The following is a 19,847-nucleotide window of genomic DNA, read 5'->3' as shown; positions in this document are numbered from 1 at the left end:
GCAGTAATTCAAGAAGTCTTGCTTTTAAATAGACTCACATTGAAGAATGCAGTGTAGTTTGGCCGGTTGAAAAGCCGTGTGCCCGATTTCGGAACGACCTCCCCAGGGAGAAAGGCCCGGAATTACGCGCGTATTTTCCGAACAAGATTCCTTCTTTTGATGTTCAACGTACTTATTTGGAGTCATACTAAAGCGCATGAGCACCAGCGATAATTCTTCCACTTTACGCCCTGATGTTGTTCTGATCGGGGCGGGCATTATGAGCGCCACTTTGGGCGTCATGCTCAAGGAACTGCAACCCGAACTGACCATCGCCGTTTTCGAGCGGCTTGATGTGGCCGCCGCCGAAAGCTCCGACGCCTGGAACAACGCCGGCACCGGCCACTCCGCCTTCTGCGAGCTGAACTACACGCCCCAGAAAGCCGATGGCTCCGTTGACATCTCGAAGGCCATCAATATTGCGGAGTCGTTTGAGGTATCGAAGCAATTCTGGTCGTATCTGGTCCAGAAAATCGACTTCAAAACTCCGCAAAATTTCATCAACAGCATTCCGCACATGAGCTTTGTGTGGGGTGAAAGCAATGTTGACTACCTGAAGAAACGCCGCGAAGCGCTGGTGAAGTCGCCGCTCTTCAAAGGCATGGAATACAGCGAAGACCACCAGCAGCTTCAGCAATGGATGCCGCTGGTGATGGAAGGCCGCAACCCCAGCGAGAAAGTAGCCGCCACCCGCATGGAAATCGGCACCGACGTGAACTTTGGCGCCCTCACCCGTGGCCTGTTCAACATGCTGCGCGAGCAGCCGGGCGTGAGCTTCCACTTCAATCACGAAGTAACCAAGCTGCGCCGCGAGCCGGATGGTACCTGGTACGTGAAAGCCAAGGACCTAGGTACCGGCGAAAAAGTGCGCGTACACAGCAAATTCGTGTTTATCGGGGCTGGTGGCGGCTCACTGCCGCTGCTCATCAAGTCGGGCATTCCGGAGGGCAAAGGCTTCGGCGGCTTCCCCGTGAGTGGGCAGTGGCTGAAATGCACGAACCAGGAAATCATTGAGCGTCACCATGCTAAGGTGTACGGCAAAGCCAGCGTGGGCTCGCCGCCTATGTCGGTGCCGCACCTGGATACGCGCGTGATCAACGGCAAGCGCGAGCTGCTGTTCGGTCCCTACGCGGGCTTCAGCACCAAGTTCCTCAAGCAAGGCTCCTTCCTCGACTTGCCGGGTTCAATCAAAACCGGCAACCTGCGGCCCATGATTATTGCCGGCCTCAAGAACATTCCGCTGACGCGCTACCTCATCAACCAGGTTCGCCAGTCGCCGGAAGACCGCTTGTCGGCGTTGCGCGAGTATCTGCCCAACGCCAACAGCAAGGACTGGGAGCTGGAAGTCGCCGGTCAGCGCGTGCAGGTTATCAAGAAAGACCCCGTGCAGGGCGGTGTACTGGAGTTTGGTACTGAAGTAGTTAGCGCCGCCGACGGCTCTATTGCCGCGTTGCTGGGTGCCTCGCCCGGCGCTTCCACGGCCGTGAGCATCATGGTGAGCCTGATTCAGCGCTGCTTCAAAGACAAAGCTAGCTCGCCGGAGTGGCAGGCCAAGTTCAAGCAGATGATTCCGTCGTTTGGGCAGAAGCTGAACGATAACCCGCAGTTGTGCGAGCAGATTCGCAACAACACCAGCGAGGTGCTAGGTTTGAACGTCGGCGAACCGGCGTAACAATCAATTGTTCAACGCAGAAGCGGCCCTGGAAACTGTGTTTCCGGGGCCGCTTCCGTTATTGTCTGACGGCTACTGGTAGTTTTTCAGGTCCTGTTCCATCTGCGTCATTGCTTGCCGCAGCAGCTTTTCGATTAAATCGACCAGCTGTTGGAGAGTGGCCTGCTCGAATGGGCCGGTCCAGTTTTCGAGCTGCTTGACGGGTTCCAGCACCTGCTGCATCTGCATGTGCGTCAGGCTAGGCCGGATCTGGTGCGCGGCTTCCTGGAGAGTAGCTACATTACCCGCCGCAAAGCCGGCGCGGATACTGGCTAGCACTTCTTCGCTGCTTTTCAGGAACGTACGCAGCATGAAGCCCACAAACTTGTGGTCGTTGCCGGCCATTTCCTGCAACAAGTCAGGCCGGTAGAGCGGAGCACCTAGGTCACCTGGGGCTGGCGCCGGAGCCCGCGGCAGCCAGTCGTGCACCATTTTCAGCAACTGATCTTCGCGGAAGGGCTTCGACAAGTAATCGTTCATTCCTGCTGTCAGGCACTTCTGATTGTCTCCCTGAATAGCGTTGGCAGTCAGGGCAATGATGGGCGTCTGCAAACCTAGCTCCTGCCGCAGCTGGCTGGTGGCTTCCAGGCCGTTCATCACCGGCATGTGCATGTCCATCAGAATCAGGTCGAACGCCTGCTGCCGGGCCATAGCTACCGCGATGGCGCCATTCTCCGCTTCCGCAACCTGGATGTGAGCCTGTTCCAGCAGTGTTTTGGCCAGCATCCGGTTGAATTCGTTGTCCTCCACCAGCAGCACGCGCTTGCCACGCAGCTCTTCCCGAATCGTGTTCAGGCTCCCGGTCAGCTCGGTGCGGGGCAGGTCGGCGCCGGAGCCAATGGATAATTGCAGGGCAAACGTGCTCGTAGTGCCTTGGTGCTTTTCGCTCTCGATCTGGATTTCGCCGCCCATCAGATCCACCAGGTTGCGGGAGATATGCAGCCCTAGACCGGTGCCGCCAAACTTGCGGGAAATAGACGAGTCTTCCTGGCTGAAGCTCTGAAACAACGAACCTAGGTATTGCTGATCCATGCCGATGCCCGTGTCGCGCACCTTAAACTCGACCACCACCTTTTGCTCCAACGTGCCCGCCAGCTTGCAGGAAACGCGCACCTGCCCTTTTTCAGTGAACTTGATGGAGTTACCGGCCAAGTTGAGCAGCACCTGCGTGATACGGTGCGGGTCGCCGATGAGCACCTCCGGAATGCCGGCTCCGACCTGCATCAGAAGGCTCAGGCCTTTGTCTTCCGCTTTATACTGCAAGGTTTTCTCCACCTGCTCAAACACATTGCGCAAGCTGAACCCAATGTGCTCGATGGTCATCTTGCCCGCATCAATCTTCGATTGGTCGAGAATGTCGTTGATGATGACCAGCAGGCTTTCGGCGGAGGTGGTGATGGCGCGCAGGTAGTTATCCTGCTGGGCGGAGAGCGGCGTTTTGTTCAGCAGCTGACTCATGCCCAGAATGGCGTTCATGGGCGTCCGAATCTCGTGGCTCATATTGGCCAGAAACCGCTCCTTGGCCTTCGCCGATTCTTCCGCTACTTCTTTGGCTTCCCGCAAGCTGGTTTGCAGCCGCTTTTGCTGGGTAATATCCAGGTGCACCCCAATAGAGCCAACGTGCTGTTTCTCATCATTATATAGAGGTGCCCCACTCACCATCAGCCACTTCACCTGGCCCTGTTTAGTTTCGATGGCAAGCTCATACGAATCTGAGATACCCAGGGGCCGCAGCTTCTTCTTCTTCTCAATTAGCTGCTTACTTTCAGGATTTTGTGCAAACAGCTTATCCAGCGTGTCTCCCAGCAGCTCTTCGACGCTGTAGCCAGTCATCTCACCGTAGCTGTTGTTGGCAAAAAGCACCTTGCCTTCCCGGTCTATCTCCACCAAACCTAGGTTGAGGTTTTCCAGAATGCCGCGATATTTCTCTTCCCGCCGCCTCAAAACCTCCTCTTCGTTTTTGCGGACCGTCACATCCTCGTACTTCCACAGAAAGCCGATATAATGGTCGTGCACGAAGATGGGCGTAGAGTCGCGCGACAATACGCGCCCATCTTTCAGGACGATTGTATCTTCCCGAACGGCTTGCCGCTGTTGGCGGATGGTGTTGATACGCTGGATGAAGCCTGCTTCGTCGCTGAAAACGGGTTTCGCTTCCTCAGCCAACGTCAGGCAATCGGCCCCGATCAGTTCATCGGGCGAGCCAACCAACCCAAATAGGCGGCAGAACGCCTCGTTTGCCAGCACAATCTTCTGGTGCTCATCTTCTAGCAGCACAGCACCTTGCAAACTAGCAATAGTGCTAACCAGGCGCAGGGTGGAAGCCTCAAGAGCCATTTTCGCCTCCGTTACTTCCGTGACGTCGGTGTGGGTGCCGGTCAGGATCAGGGGCTTGCCGGCCTCATCGCGCTGCGTAATCATCGCCCGCGACAAGATCCATTTGTCTGGCCCGGGCTGATCAACTATCTGGTACGTAACGGAATACAGCGGCACTTCGCCGCCTACAACCCGCGCCAGCGCTTCACTGGCCGCGGCGAGGTCCTGCGCACGCACGTTGGCATACCAAGGGCAGCCGGTTGTCGGATGCTGCCGATTATCGTACCCCAGCAGGTCGCGGTATTTTGCGGAGATAATAAGCTCTTTTGTTTGCAGGTTATACTCCCACGTATCGTTGCCGACGCCCTCCATTGCCGCACGCCAGCGCTGGTCGCTTTCCCGAATAGTCTGCTGAGCCAGCACGGCAGCGGTCGTGTCGTTCATAATGCCGCGATACAGCACGCCGTCCTCATCCTCTTCGGCCAGAATGGCATCGGCCCGCCACCACCGCAGCGGCTGGCCGGGCACTACCATGCGCCCTTCAAACTGCCACGGGCTCCGCAGCCGCTTCGACTCCTCAATGGACTGCCGCCACCGCGCCCGGTCTTCCGGATGAATGAAGCTAGGTATCAGGGGAACATCGGCGGCCGTAATCCCGAAGAGCTCCTTGAACTTAGGAGTGCCGTAGGTGGCATAGTACGTGCCGTCGAGGTTTTCGCGCCATTCGTAGAGAGCACCCGGCGCACTTTCAATCAGGGTGCGAAAACGCTGCTCGTTGTCGATCAGGGCTAGCTGCGCGGTTTTCCGCTCCGTGATGTCCTCGATCATCGTCGCATACAGCACGGCCTGCCGCTGCTTATTCAGGAGCGGCTGCGCTTTTATCCGGATCCAGCCAGTGCCGCTAGATGGCTCAGAATTTGGGATTTCAAATTCGTAGGGGAGGCTTTGAGCCCGGCACTCCTGTATGTAAGCTGCCGTCGCGCTGTCAAGGAAATTTCCGTCCAAGATTGACTTTCTGGGCAGGCTTGCCAAGTCGGCTTCCTTGTAGCCCCACAGCTTGGCAACACCCTCATTTATCCAGAGATAGTTGCCCTGCAGATCCGTCAGCACAACCGCCGTGAACAGCTTCTCCACCAGAAATAGCAGCTGCTCCAGATTGCCAACTTCTGGCAGACAGGGCAACGCGGCTTGCACCCGGTTCGGGGACTCCAAACGCGCACGCAACGTCTGGATTTCCTGTTCCTGCTGGGCTACTATTTCGAGCAACCGAGCAAGCTCGGCCGTCAACGTCGCATTGTCTTCCATTAAACCTGCTTTGTTGCAGTATTAAGTAACCTAGTAATGCTCTTACCTTTTTATTGGTTCGAAAGAGAATAAACCCAACTTATAATGCGCCCGGAAGGGCTCCCACGAGGGAAACAAAATTACTAGTAAAAGCAGAGTAATCGAACAATCCACTCTTTGCTTTACAGATCAGCCCGAAAAGCGCCTGCCGAAAGGGAGCCGGCGGATTTTACCCTAGCCAAAAACGTCATGGCAGGCGCAAGAGCAGTGAAAGCGGGGCAGGAAATACCCTCCAAGATAACATCCTACAACAAGTTGTCAATTGCCGAGACAGCCGGGGCTGTCGCGCTTCTAATTTTGTAAAAGCGCTCTGTTGCCGCTTGGTCAATTATACGATAACACCATCGGTCCTCTTCCTTATAGACTTACGCGCAGAGCACGGCCTAGGTCTTTCACGCTACCATAACCACCCTACCACCGCCACCCGAGGGATGAAAAAGACTTGCCTTCAGCACTTGCTCCGGACGCTGGTCGCCCTCGTTTTTTGCGCCGCCTTCCAGCTCCGGCCCGCCGCGGCCGCCGACCTGGAAGTGGGACAGCTGAAGTGCGCGTATGCCCCCGTGCCATTGGGCGTACAAACTCCGGCCCCTAACCTGAGTTGGCAGCTAGCTTCCGAGCAGCGCAACACCCGGCAAACCGCCTATCGAGTGCTGGTTTCGGATAACGAAAAGCTACTTAGTCAGCACGTTGGCAACATCTGGGATTCCCAAAAAGTAACTTCCGACGCTTCCATTCAGGTTCGCTACGCGGGCCAGCCGCTGCAATCCACCAAAACCTACTACTGGCAAGTGATGGTGTGGGACCAGGCCGGGCGCGCTTCGGCGTGGTCGAAGCCGGCCAAGTGGCAGATGGGCCTGCTCGCGCCCGCCGACTGGGAAGGCGCGCAATGGATAGCCTACGAGGAGCTGCCCGCCGCGCAAGTAGACGTGCTGCCGGTAGACGGCAAGAAGGATATTGCACAGAACAACAATGTGTTGCCGCTGCTGCGCAAGGATTTTACCGTGCGCAAGCGCTTGGCACGCGCCACGGCTTTCATCAGCGGCCTAGGTCAGTTTGAGATGAGCCTGAACGGGCAGAAAGTCGGGAACCATTTCCTGGACCCCGCCTGGACCAAGTACAACAAACACGCCCAGTACGTCACCTTCGACCTTACCGGGCAGCTGAAGAAAGGCCCGAACACCCTCGGGGTGATGCTCGGCAACGGGTTCTACTACGTGCCGCCCGTGAAAGGTCGGTTCCGCAAGCTGAAATCGGCGTTTGGCTACCCCAAGCTGCTGTGCCGCGTTGTGCTTGACTACCAAGATGGTAGCAGCGAAAACATCATCAGCGACGCCACCTGGAAAACTGCCCCCGGCCCGATCACCTTTTCCAGCATCTACGGCGGCGAGGACTACAACGCCACGCTCGAACCGACGGGCTGGGACGCACCTAGGTTCAACGATGCAGCTTGGAAAACCGCGCTGGTAGTAAGCGGCCCGCCCGAAGTAACGTCGCAATCGGCCGAGCCGCTGAAAGTACACGAGACGTTTACGGCCCGGAAAATTACGGCCGTGCAGCCCAATAAGTGGCTGTACGATTTTGGGCAGAATGCTTCGGGCATCATCGAACTCAAAGTGCAGGGCCGGGCCGGCGACACGATTCGGGTTTACCCGGCCGAACTCTTAAAAGCCGACAATACGGCCGCGCAGCGCGCGACGGGCGGCCCGTACTACTTCACGTATGTGCTTAAGGGCAAAGGCCTTGAAACGTGGCGGCCGCGCTTCAGCTACTACGGTTTCCGCTACGCGCAGGTGGAAGGCGGCGTGCCGAAAGGTGAAGCGAATGCCAGTAACCGACCAGTAATCGTGGCCCTGACTGCGCTGCACACCCGCAACGCCGCGCCCCGCGTCGGCGAGTTCAGCTGCTCCAACGACCTGTTCAATCGTACTAACAAGCTGATTGACTGGTCGATCAAGAGCAACCTGGCCAGCGTATTTACCGACTGCCCGCACCGCGAAAAGCTAGGTTGGCAGGAGGAAACGCACCTGATGGGCAGCTCTATCCGCTACAACTACGACATTGCCGCGCTCTGCCGCAAAGTCATTGAAGATCTGCGGGTTTCGCAGCTGCCCGACGGGCTGATTCCGGAAATTGCGCCCGAATACGTGAAGTTTGAGTGGGGCGGCGACATGTTCCGCGACTCGCCCGAGTGGGGCAGCAGCAGCATTATTCTGCCTTGGTACGTGTACCAATGGTACGGCGACCAGCAGGTATTGGCCGAGAGCTACCCCATGATGCAGCGCTACGTGGCGTACCTCGGTACGAAAGCCGACGGCCACATTCTCAGCCAGGGGCTAGGTGATTGGTACGACTTAGGTCCGAAGCCGCCGGGCGTGTCGCAGCACACGCCGATGGGCGTAACCGGCACGGCTACTTATTATTATGACCTTACGATTCTGGCTAACGTTGCGCATCTGCTGGGCAAAGCCGACGATGCGGCCCGCTACGAAAAGCTAGGTGCGGAGGTGAAGGCCGCTTTCAACGCCCGCTTTTTCAACAAAACGACCAAGCAATACGCCACCGGCAGCCAGGCCGCCAATGCCATGGCCGTGTACATGGGTCTGGTAGAGCCGCAGGACAAAGCTGCTGTGATAGAGAACATTGTGCAGGACATTCGCAGCCGCAACAACAGCCTGACGGCTGGCGACATCGGCTACCGCTACCTGCTGCAAGTGCTCGACGAGGCCGGCCGTTCCGACGTCATCTTCACCATGAACAACCGCTCCGACGTGCCCGGCTACGGCTACCAGCTCGCCAAAGGTGCCACGGCCCTGACTGAATCGTGGGCGGCGCTGCCCACGGTGTCGAACAACCACCTGATGCTAGGTCACCTGATGGAATGGTTTTACGGCGGGCTCGCCGGCATCCGGCCCGCTGATGGCGCGGTGGCCTTCAACAAGATTGAAATCCGACCAACGCCGGTAGGTGATGTAACGTCGGCTAAAGCCAGCCATGAGTCGCCTTACGGGCTGATTGTCAGCAGTTGGCAGAAAACCGGCAATGCCTTCGAGCTAACAGCAACCATTCCGGCCAATACCACTGCCACGGTTTACCTGCCTGCCACGGCCTCTTCTAAAATTATGGAAGGCAACGTCGCCGTAGCTCAGCACAACGATTTGAAACTCCTAGGTTTTGAGCAAGATCGGGCGCGCATCAGTGTGGGCTCGGGCACTTATCATTTTGTAGTTACGCCCTGAGAAAAGACCGTCATGCTTCGGCAAGCTCAGCATGACGGTCTAATGCCTTACTCCCTTCCCTAGCCTCCGCATGAAACGCCACCTAGCCTACATTCTTTCTTTAGTCCTGCTGAGTTCGGTTTCCGCGTGGGCCCAAGCGAAACCTAAAGAGGTGCCAGCCACCGAGATGCAGAAGGTGTACGAGGAAGTAAAGACGCCGCACAAGTACGGCCTCGTGCTCGTGACCGACGACAACAAGAAGAAAATGGATTGCCCGAGCGTGTTTCGCAAAGGCAACCAGTGGTACATGACCTACATCATCTTCGACGGCCGCGGTTATGAAACTTGGCTGGCGCAGAGCAAAGATTTGCTGAAGTGGGAGACGAAGGGCAAGCTCATGTCCTTCACCGACACCACCGACTGGGATACGAACCAGAAGGCCGGCTATGTGGCTTTGCAGGACTTCAAGTGGGGCGGCAGCTACGAGTGGCAGCCCTACCAGGGCAAGTACTGGATGTCGTATTTCGGCGGCAACTCCCGTGGTTATGAGAAAGGTATGCTGTCCATCAGCATGGCCTACACTACCAAAGACCCGACCACCGTGCACCAGTGGGAGCGGCTGCCCCAGCCCGTACTGAAGCCCAACGACCCGGATGTGCGCTGGTGGGAAAACCACACCATCTACAAAAGCTCGGTGATCTGGGACAAGAGCAAGCTCACCGGCCACCCCTTCGTGATGTACTACAACGCCAACGGCGACAGCATCGACAAGAAGCGCGGGGCCGAGCGCATCGGCATGGCCGTGTCGGATGATATGACGCACTGGGCTAGGTTCCGCCGCAACCCCGTGATGAATCACCACAAAGGCATCACCGGCGACGCACTTATTCAGAAAATGAACGACGTGTATGTGATGTTTTATTTCGGCGCGTTTTATCCGGGCGTAAGTGGCGCCGTTAATCGTTTCGCCTGCTCCTACGATTTAGTTAACTGGACCGACTGGCAAGGCGCTAATTTAATTGAGCCCTCGGAGCCGTACGACGCAATGTTTGCGCACAAATCATTTGTCGTGAAATATAAAGGCGTGGTGTATCATTATTACTGCGCCGTTAATAAATCCGATCAGCGCGGAATTGCAGTTGCCACCTCAAAGGATTTAGGGAAAAGCAAATTAAATTTTATTGCGCCACCCCCCTTCCAAAGCAAAGAATAATTAGAACAATGTAGCGCTAAGCTCCAGCTTGGCGCATCGTTGAACGAGTCGTTGCAACAACCTAGGTGCTAGTTGTTCAACGACACGCGAAGCACAGGCTTCGCGCTAATCTTTCTACTTTCTAAGCCAAAATCTAGTACCCGATTTCATGTCCAGAGTTTATTTAATCTGTTGCGCATTATTTCTCCTAGGTCAGGCAGCGTTTGCGCGACCGATTTCTAGGGTCGTGATAGATTTTAACAAAGACTGGAAATTCTACCTAGGTGATGATGCTCAAGCCAAAGAAGTGCAGTTCAACGACGCCCAGTGGCGCCGCCTGACGCTGCCCCATGATTGGAGCATCGAGGGAAAATTTGACGAGAAAAACCCCGCCAAACCAGAGGGCGGCGGCTTACCGACCGGCATCGGCTGGTACCGCAAAACCTTCGTGCTGCCGGCTGATGCGAAGGACCGTCATGTTTTTATCGAGTTCGACGGTGTGTACTGCAACAGCGAAGTATGGATTAACGGGCACTCACTGGGCAAGCGGCCGAATGGTTATATCTCGTTTCGCTATGAACTCACGCCTTTCTTGAAGCCGGGCAAGCAGCCGAATATCCTAGCCGTGCGGGTCGACAACTCGGCGCAGCCGAACTCGCGTTGGTACTCGGGCTCCGGCATTTACCGCAACGTGCGGCTGATCACAACAGGCAAGATAGCTGTAGATCAGTGGGGTACGTTCGTGACAACCCCGAAGGTTGACAACAGTTCCGCCGCTGTTCGGGTGAGCACCAACGTGCGCAACACCACCGGCAAGCCGCAGCAGGTGAGCGTCGTAGCGACGATCTACGACGCCGCGGGCAAGCAAGTAGCCGAGCGGATCAATCCTAGCCTCACGCTGCGCGACACCCTGACGACTGTAACGCAGGACCTAGTCTTGGCGCAACCTAAGTTGTGGTCTGTTGAGCAGCCGTATTTGTACAGGGTTGTCACGACGATAAAGAGCAAGCAGGGCGTGGAGGACAGCTACGAGACGCCGCTTGGTATTCGCTATTTCGGCTTCGACGCGCAGAAGGGCTTTTCGCTAAATGGCAAAACGATGCGCATCTTGGGCGTGTGTCAGCACCACGACCTAGGTGCCTTGGGCGCGGCCGTGAATGTGCGAGCCATGGAGCGGCAGCTGGAAATTTTGCGAGCCATGGGCTGCAACGCCATCCGCACGGCGCACAACCCGCCCGCACCGGAGCTGCTCGACCTCTGCGACCGGATGGGCTTCTTGGTGCTGGACGAGGCCTTCGACATGTGGCAAAAGAAGAAAAACGGCCAGGACTACCACATTGATTTCAAGCAATGGCACCGCCGCGACCTAGAGGACCAAATCCGGCGCGACCGGAACCATCCGTCGGTATTTATATGGAGCATCGGCAACGAAATCCGCGAGCAGTTTGACAGCACCGGCACGCGCCTTACCAAGGAACTGACCGCCATTGTGAAGGGCCTCGACACCACCCGACCCGTCACCTCGGCGCTGACGGAGCAGGAACCTGACAAGAACTTTATGAGCCAGGCGGGCGTGCTCGACGTGCTGAGCTTCAACTACAAGCACGAAGGCTACCCTGAGCTTCCCAAGCGGTTCCCCAATCAAATCTTCCTAGCTACCGAAACCGCCGCGGCCTTCGAAACCCGGGGCCACTACGACCTGCCTTCCGACAGTATCCGCGTGTGGCCCAAAGACGGCAAAACCAAGCTCACCAACGGCAACCCGGATTTCACCGCCTCGTCGTACGACAACGCTCGGCCCTATTGGGGTGCCACGCACGAAGCGGCTTGGGGCGCCATCAAGAAGAATCCGCACCTCACTGGCCTATTCGTGTGGTCGGGCTTCGACTACCTCGGGGAGCCCCTGCCTTATCCGTGGCCGGCGCGCAGCTCCTATTTCGGCCTAATCGACCTAGCCGGCTTCCCGAAGGATGCCTATTACCTCTACCAAAGCGAGTGGAGCAGCAAGCCCGTGCTGCACATTTTGCCGCACTGGAATTGGTCGGCGGGCCAGACGGTGGATGTGTGGGCCTACTACAACAATGCCGACGAGGTAGAGCTTTTCCTAAATGGTAAGTCGCTAGGCGTAAAGAAGAAAGGCAACGACGACTTACATGTAATGTGGCGCGTGCCGTATGCGCTTGGCACCCTGCAAGCTGTGTCGCGCAAGGGCGGCCAAACGGTACTCAAGCGCACCATCAGCACCGCCGGCAAACCCGCCAAAATCGAACTCACCGCCGACCGGAACGCCCTCAAAGCCGACGGCCGCGACCTAGCTTTCGTGACTGTGCGCGTGCTAGACGACAAAGGCAACCTAGTGCCAAATGCTGATAACCTTGTCAACTTCACTGCCAGCGGTCCAGCTTCGATAGCCGGCGTAGACAACGGCTACCAAGCTAGCTTAGAGCCTTTTAAAGCAAACTACCGCAAGGCCTACAATGGCATGTGCCTAGCCATCATCCAGACGCAGGAGAAAGGTGGCAACATCACGCTCACCGCTACGGCCGAGGGCTTAGCCCCGGCGAGTATTACCCTGCAAAGTATGCAAAGTAAGCCCTGACGTAGGCGCCTCACCCCCGGCCCCCTCTCCGAAATGAAGAGAGGTAGCCAAACGAGTTAAGAATTGATTGAAAGCAACATGAATAGGCTTCACCCACATTATACTACCAATTGGAGTCGCTCTGGCTCCCCCTCTCCATTTCGGAGAGGGGGCCGGGGGGTGAGGCGCCCCATCTGGACGGCCCTGCTCCTCCTCCTTGCCTCAGTTGCAGCAAACGCCCAAGAAGCTAGCGTGTACTACTTCCCCGGCGTCTCAAACCCACCTAAAATCTACACCGGCGAAGGCTGGGACAACCCATTAATCTCAGAACTCAACCGCGACCCGTCGCGAGCTACGGCCTATTCTTTCACGAATGAAAAAGACGCCCTAGCTGGAGACCGAACGAAGTCGCGCTTGCTCTCCTTGAACGGCAATTGGGACTTCAACTTTGTAAGCAAACCCGCCGATGCGCCGCAGGATTTTTATAAGAGCCGGGTGCAAGGGTGGAAGCAGCTAGAAGTGCCTTCCAACTGGGAAATGAAGGGCTACGACTTGCCGATTTATAAGAGCGCAAAGTACCCGTTTCGGCCCGTTAATCCGCCGTTCGTGCCGCAGGATTACAACGGCGTGGGTTCGTACCAGCGCACTTTCACGGTGCCAGCCAATTGGAAAGATTTGAACGTGACGCTGCACTTTGGCGGCGTCAGCTCGGCGTTTAAGGTGTGGGTGAATGGCCGGTTCCTAGGGTATGGCGAAGACAGCTGCTTGCCCTCGGAGTTCAACGTGACGCCTTATCTGCAAGCCGGCGAAAACACGGTTTCGGTGCAGGTAATCCGTTGGAGCGATGGTTCTTACCTCGAAGACCAAGACCACTGGCGGCTGAGTGGCATTTACCGGGAGGTGATGCTACTGGGTGAGCCGAAGATGCGCATTGCTGATTTTCACTGGCAGGCCAAGCTCGATAAGCAGTACCGCGACGCGGTGCTGAGCATCCGGCCTAGGTTGGAAAACTTCACCGGCAATGACGACCTCACCGGGTATCTGCTGAAGGCCCAGCTCTATAATAAGAACGGCCAAGCTGTTTTTGCCAAGCCGCTGGAGCGTACCGGCGATGCCATCATCAACGAGAAATATCCGCGCCTCGACAACCGCAAGTTTGGCTTGCTGGAAACCACCGTGGCGAACCCCGCTAAGTGGAGCGACGAGCAGCCCAACCTCTACACCCTGGTGCTCACGCTGGAAAAGGACGGCAACGTGCTGGAAGCCAAGAGCTGCAAGCTAGGTTTCCGCGCCATCGAGTTTTCCAAGACCGACGGCAAGCTGCTCATCAACGGCAAGGTGACCTACCTTTACGGCGTGAACCGCCACGACCACCACCCGACCAAGGGCATGGCCGTATCGCGCGAGGATATTCGGCAGGATGTGCGCACACTCAAGCAGTTCAATTTCAACTGCATCCGCACCAGCCACTACCCCAACGACCCGTACTTCTACGACCTCTGCGACGAGTACGGCATCTTGGTGATGGATGAGGCCAACCTCGAAACGCACGGCCTAGGTTCCAAACTCAGCAACGACCCGAGCTGGACGCAGGCCTATGTATCGCGCAGTAACCGCATGGCTCTACGCGACAAAAACCACCCGAGCGTCATCTTCTGGAGCCTAGGCAACGAATCGGGGCGGGGACCAAACCACGCCACGATGGCCGCCTGGCTGCACGACTTCGACATCACGCGCCCCGTGCACTACGAGCCCGCCCAAGGCGACCCGCACCTCGACGGCTACATCGACCCATCGGACCCGAACTATCCCAAGAATCACGCGAAACGCATTCAAGTGCCGCGCGACCAAGCCTACGTGGACATGGTCAGCCGCATGTACCCCACGCTGACCACCGGCGCGCTGCTGGCCAACCAGCAAAACGGCGACAACCGGCCGATTTTCTTCTGCGAATACTCGCATTCCATGGGCAACGCCACCGGCAACATGAAGGAGTTCTGGGACGGCTGGCGCTCCACCAAGCGCGTGATTGGCGGCTGCATCTGGGAGTTCAAAGACCAAGGTTTGCTGAAGCGCGACTCCTTGGGCACGCCCTTCTACGCCTACGGTGGTGATTTTCAGGAGAAATACTTCGACGACTTCACCATCAAAGGCATTGTGGCCTCGGATGGTAAGCCGCACGCAGCCATCTACGAATGCAAGCGCGTGTACCAGCCCGCCGAGTGCGTGCTGACGGATGCCGCCAAAGCCCTGATCAAGGTAACGAACCGCCACGCCACAGAGTCGCTGGGCATTTACAACGTCTCGCTCGTGGTGCGGGAAGATGGGAAAGTGGTAGCTACCAAACCATTATCTCGCCTGCGGTTGGCGGCGGGCAAGGACACGACTATCAGCCTCAAACCCTATCTGCCAAAGCTGAAAGCCGGTTCGGAATACCTAGCCGACATCCACTTCACCCTGCCGCAGTCCACGCTTTGGGCAGATAAGGGCCACGAGGTAGCTTCAAACCAGTTTGAACTAACCAGCCTAGCTAAGCCCACGAGCAAACCGCAGTCGTACGCGGCGCTCACCACGCGGGAAGATGCCAGCGCCTACACGCTGAGCGGCAAGGGTTTCCAAGCCACTTTCGACAAAACCAGCGGCGCCCTCACCTCCTACCGCTGGAACAACCAAGAGCAAATCCTAGCTCCGCTCCTGCCCCACTTCACCCGCCCCCTCACCGACAACGACCGGCGCGGCTGGAAGGCCGACAAGAAGTCGAAGGAGTGGTTTGAACCTAGCTTAAAGCTCAAGAACATCGCACTCGATCAGGCGCAAAAAGGCGTAGCGACCATCAAGAGCGACTACACGCTGATCGACGGCAAAGCAGCCGTGCAGGTAGTGTACACGCTCAACGGCGCCGGCGTGCTGAAAGTAGACTACAAACTCAGCCCCGAAGCTAGCCTGCCTAACATGATTAAAGTGGGGATGCAGTGCGGCATTGCCAACGACTACCGCCAGATTAGCTGGTACGGCCGCGGCCCCTGGGAAAACTACATCGACCGCAGCTACGCCGCTGACGCGGGCATCTACTCGCAAGGAATGCAAGGTTTCTTAGAGTCCTACGTGGTGCCGCAGGAAAACAGCAACCGCACCGACGTGCGCTGGATGCTACTCTCAAGCGCGCAAAAAGGCGGCCTCTTAGTAGTAGCCGACAGCCTCCTGAGCATGAGCGCCTGGCCCTACACCGAAGCCAACATTGCCAAAGCGCGGCACACCAACAAGCTCAAAGAAGCCGGCTTCCTCACCCTCAACATCGACCTGAAGCAGATCGGAGTAGGCGGCAACACCAGCTGGGACGACGACGCGCAACCCGTTGAACAATACCGCATGCCCGCCAAGCCCTACGCCTACAGCTTCTACCTCCTGCCCACCAACAGCAAGAAGGAAGCAGCAAGCGCATTAGCCAAAAGCATCAAGTTTCAAAGCAAGTTTTCGTCTTCGATAGGCGTGAAATGATGAGTAATGAACGCTATAAAGATCGTCATGCTGAGCCTGTCGAAGCATCTCTACCGCAGTGGTAATTTCTAACGTCAGCAACGAAGCGGTAGAGATGCTTCGACAAGCTCAGCATGACGATCTGCTTTTCTTTCAAAAACCTAGGCCCTGATTAATAACCACCCAAAACCAACCCACCACATGACAACACAAGGCGGCTTGAAGATTCTGCGACATGGTTTGCTGGCCGCCTTTACCTGTGTAGTGGCGGCTAGCACGGCGCACGCCCAACAAGCACCGGCCGCGGCTACCGACCTGAAAACCATCTTCCAAAATCCACCTGAGTCGGCGAAGCCGTGGGTGTTCTGGTATTGGATGAACGCCGCCGTGAGCCGCGAAGGCATCACCGCCGACCTAGAAGCTATGCGCGAGGCGGGCATTGGCGGGGCGTACCTCATGCCGATCAACGGGGCGGCCAACCCGCCCGCCCTCAGCCCACCGGCGGAGCAGCTTACGCCCCAGTGGTGGCAGATGGTGCGTCACGCCATGCAGGAAGCCGACCGGCTCGGCGTGAAGCTAGCGATGCACGTGAGCGACGGATTTGCGCTGGCCGGCGGCCCCTGGATTACGCCGGAGTTGTCGATGCAAAAGGTGGTTTTTGCCCAAACCCAAGCCGTGGGCGGCCAACGCTACAGCCAAGCGTTGCCGCAGCCGCAAGCCACTAAAGGCTACTACCGCGACATTGCCGTGTACGCCTACCCCACGCCAGCGGGCGGCACGGCCTCCACCTACACCACGAAGCCACAGGTAACCACCAACGCCACCGGCACCGATGCGAATGCTGCCTCACTGATTGAGACCGGCAATAAGAAGGGCTTCCAGAGCAGCGCGCCATGCTGGATTCAGTACGCGTTCGACAAGCCGTTCACCTGCCGTTCCATTCGGATTCGCTCGAAAGGCTATAACTACCAGGCCAACCGCCTCCTCGTGGAGGCTAGCGACGATGGGCAGCAGTTCCGGCCGGTGGGCCGGTTGCAGGCGCCGCGCAGCGGTTGGCAGGATAGCAGCGCCGTGACCCACGCCATCGTGCCGGCCACGGCGCGCTACTTCCGCTTTGTGTATAACCCCGAAGGCTCGGAGCCCGGCGCCGAAGACCTCGACGCAGCCAAGTGGAAACAGTCGCTGAAAGTCACCGAAATCCGTCTTTCGGAAGAAGCACGCATTAATCAGTACGAGGGCAAAAACGGCGAGGTATGGCGCGTGAGCAAACGCACTACAGCCCAACAAGTTCCTGATAACCTGTGCGTGCCGCTGGCCAAAATGGTAAACCTAACCAGCAAGCTAGGTGCCGACGGCCGCCTGACGTGGGACGTACCCGCCGGCCGCTGGACCATCCTGCGGGTGGGGCACACTTCCACGGGGGCCGTCAACACCACCGGCGGCGGAGCGCGCGGTCTGGAGTGCGACAAGTTCAACCCCGAAGCCATTACCCTTCAGTTCAATAGCTGGTTTGGCGAGGCCATCAAGCAAGCCGGCCCAGACCTAGCTTCGCGGGTGCTGAAGATCTTTCACGTGGACAGTTGGGAGTGCGGCAGCCAAAACTGGTCAACGAACTTCGCGGCTGAGTTTCAGAAGCGCCGCGGCTACGACCTCATGCCGTACTTGCCCATCATGGCCGGCGTGCCGATGCAGAGCGCCGACGTGTCGGAGCGCTTCTTGTTTGATGTACGCCAGACGATTGCGGAGCTGGTGAACGATAAGTTCTATGCCAGCCTCGCCGACCTAGCCCACGCCAAAGGCTGCGCCTTCACAGCCGAAGCGGTAGCCCCCACGATGGTCAGCGACGGGCTGCTGCACTACAAGAACGTGGACGTGCCCATGGGCGAGTTCTGGTTTCGCAGCCCCACCCACGACAAGCCCAACGACATGCTCGACGCCATTTCAGGCGCGCACATCTACGGCAAAAACATCGTGCAAGCGGAGGCCTTCACCGAGCTAGGCGTAGCGGGCATGGCCTGGGACGAGCACCCCGCCCTGGTGAAAACCTTGCAAGACCGCCATTACGCGCTGGGTGTGAACCGCTTAGTGAACCACGTGTTCGTGCATAACCCCTGGCTCGACCGCAAGCCGGGCATGACGCTGAGCAACATCGGCCTCTTCTTCCAGCGCGACCAAACCTGGTGGAAGCCCGGCCGCGCCTGGGTCGACTACACGCGCCGCTGCCAAGCCCTGCTCCAGCTAGGTCGCCCGGTGGTCGACGTGGCCGTGTTTACCGGCGAGGAAACCCCGCGCCGCGCCATCCTCCCCGACCGCCTCGTGCCCGACCTGCCCGGCATCTTCGGCCCGGAAGTAGTAGCCAGCGAGAAGAAGCGCTTGGAAAACAAAGGCTTACCGATCCGCCAAATGCCCTACAAGGTCAACTTCACGGCCAACCTTACGGATGCCGAATCGTGGATTGACCCGCTGCACGGCTACGCCTACGACTCTTTCAACAAAGACGCCCTGCTGAACCTAGCCACAGTAAAAAATGGCCGCGTGGAGCTACCCGGCGGCGCCAGCTACGGCGTGCTCGTGGTGCCCGGCGCCCAAGCTATGTCGCCCGACAGCACCTCTATGTCACCAGAAGTAGCTAGCAAACTGCTGGCGCTAGTGAAAGACGGTGCCACGGTATTGCTGGATAGAAAACCTAGCCACTCGCCTGAGCTGAAGAACTATCCAACTGCTGATCAAGAAGTTCAGCAACTAACGAGTGATCTACAGCAGCTAGCCCTACAGGATAAGTCTGGCTCCCCCTCTCCTTTTTCGGAGAGGGGGCTGGGGGGTGAGGCACCACGTCAGAACGGCCCAAACGCAACACAAATAGCAGCAACTACGGCCAGCCAAGGCCGAGTAATAAAAGGCCCGTTCACCACCAACTCCTTCCAAAGCTTAGGCTTGGAGCGCGACGTAGTAGCCACCAGCACCGACGGCCAGCGTGCCAACAAGCTAGCTTGGACGCACCGCACCGATCCGCAGTTTGACATCTATTTCATTTCCAACCAACTAGACAGCGCCCGCACTATCGACTTGTCGTTGCGCGTGGCCGGGCGAGTGCCCGAGATGTGGGACCCCGTGACCGGCGAAACGCACCTAGCTTCCGATTGGCAAGTGGAAAAAGGCCGCACGCGCCTGCCGCTCCGCCTCGACCGCAACGGCTCCGTGTTCGTGGTGCTTCGCCAAGCTACCAGCGAGCAATCGGCGCACATGGGTAAGAACTGGCTCGAAACCGCACCGGCGCAAACCCTAACCGGCGCGTGGCAAGTGACCTTCGACCCCAAGTCGCACGGACCTAGCCAACCTATTGCTTTTCAAGAACTCACTGATTGGAGCAAGAACACCGACGAGCTTATCAAGCACTATTCCGGCACGGCTACTTACACCAAAACCTTCACTTGGAAAGCCGCCAAAGCCAAGCAAAAGCGCGTGTACTTGGAGCTAGGTCAAGTGGCGAACCTCGCCGAAGTGCGCGTGAACGGCCAGCCCTGCGGCATTGCCTGGACGGCGCCGTACCGCGTCGACATCACGCAGGCGGTCAAAAAAGGCAAAAACCAGCTTACCATCGACGTAACAAACACCTGGGCTAACCGCATTGTGGGCGACCGAGCGCTGCCCAAAGACCAGCAAGTAACGCAAACCACCGCCGCCTACAACTTCCCCGAAAAGCCCCTTTTACCCGCCGGCCTGCTCGGCCCCGTGACTATCAGCACGGCTCCGGATAACAGCCTGAAATAGAATATCTAACTCCAAAACGTCATGCTGAGCTTGTCGAAGCATCTCTACCGCTTTGTTGCGGATGCTAGACCAATGTAGAGACGCAACACTTTGCGTCTCCCCGTTGAACGACTTCCCTAGAACGACCTAGGCAAACAACATCCGCAACGATTGAGACGCAAAGTGTTGCGTCTCTACACCGGCCGACGAAGCAGTAGAGATGCT

General features: G+C 57.7%; 7 protein-coding genes. 6 read left to right on the top strand and 1 reads right to left on the bottom strand.

Features of this window, described 5'->3' with window-relative positions:
- Positions 1-196: 196 nt before the first annotated feature.
- Entirely contained in the window at positions 197-1,711 is a 1,515-nt protein-coding gene (locus IEX74_RS12050; RefSeq protein ID WP_188814246.1) for a malate:quinone oxidoreductase, read from the top strand.
- A gap of 72 nt (positions 1,712-1,783) precedes the next feature.
- On the opposite strand, the gene IEX74_RS12045 is transcribed toward IEX74_RS12050, so the two are convergent.
- Positions 1,784-5,371: a PAS domain-containing hybrid sensor histidine kinase/response regulator gene (locus IEX74_RS12045; RefSeq protein WP_188814245.1), complete on the bottom strand. Its 3,588-nt coding sequence runs from the start codon at positions 5,369-5,371 to the stop codon at positions 1,784-1,786.
- Positions 5,372-5,841: 470 nt separating this feature from the next.
- Between IEX74_RS12045 and IEX74_RS12040 the strand changes: the two genes are divergently transcribed.
- The 5 genes from IEX74_RS12040 (at position 5,842) to IEX74_RS12020 (ending at position 19,643) form a co-directional block, all read left to right on the top strand.
- Entirely contained in the window at positions 5,842-8,646 is a 2,805-nt protein-coding gene (locus IEX74_RS12040; RefSeq protein ID WP_188814244.1) for a family 78 glycoside hydrolase catalytic domain, read from the top strand.
- A gap of 70 nt (positions 8,647-8,716) precedes the next feature.
- Positions 8,717-9,838, top strand: a complete 1,122-nt coding sequence (locus IEX74_RS12035; protein WP_188814243.1) for a glycosylase — start codon at positions 8,717-8,719, stop codon at positions 9,836-9,838.
- Between the two features lie 226 nt (positions 9,839-10,064).
- Positions 10,065-12,416: a beta-galactosidase GalB gene (gene galB / locus IEX74_RS12030; protein WP_229755247.1), complete on the top strand. Its 2,352-nt coding sequence runs from the start codon at positions 10,065-10,067 to the stop codon at positions 12,414-12,416.
- Positions 12,417-12,647: 231 nt separating this feature from the next.
- A complete protein-coding gene (locus IEX74_RS12025) occupies positions 12,648-15,893 on the top strand; it encodes a glycoside hydrolase family 2 TIM barrel-domain containing protein (RefSeq protein ID WP_229755246.1) in 3,246 nt (1,081 codons plus the stop codon).
- A 180-nt stretch (positions 15,894-16,073) separates the two neighbouring features.
- Positions 16,074-19,643, top strand: coding sequence for a glycosyl hydrolase (locus IEX74_RS12020; RefSeq protein WP_188814240.1), 3,570 nt, complete (start codon positions 16,074-16,076; stop codon positions 19,641-19,643).
- Positions 19,644-19,847: the final 204 nt, after the last annotated feature.

This window comes from Hymenobacter cavernae (assembly GCF_014641455.1).
Taxonomy (GTDB): domain Bacteria; phylum Bacteroidota; class Bacteroidia; order Cytophagales; family Hymenobacteraceae; genus Hymenobacter; species Hymenobacter cavernae.
This window is presented reverse-complemented; position numbering and strand designations above follow the sequence as displayed.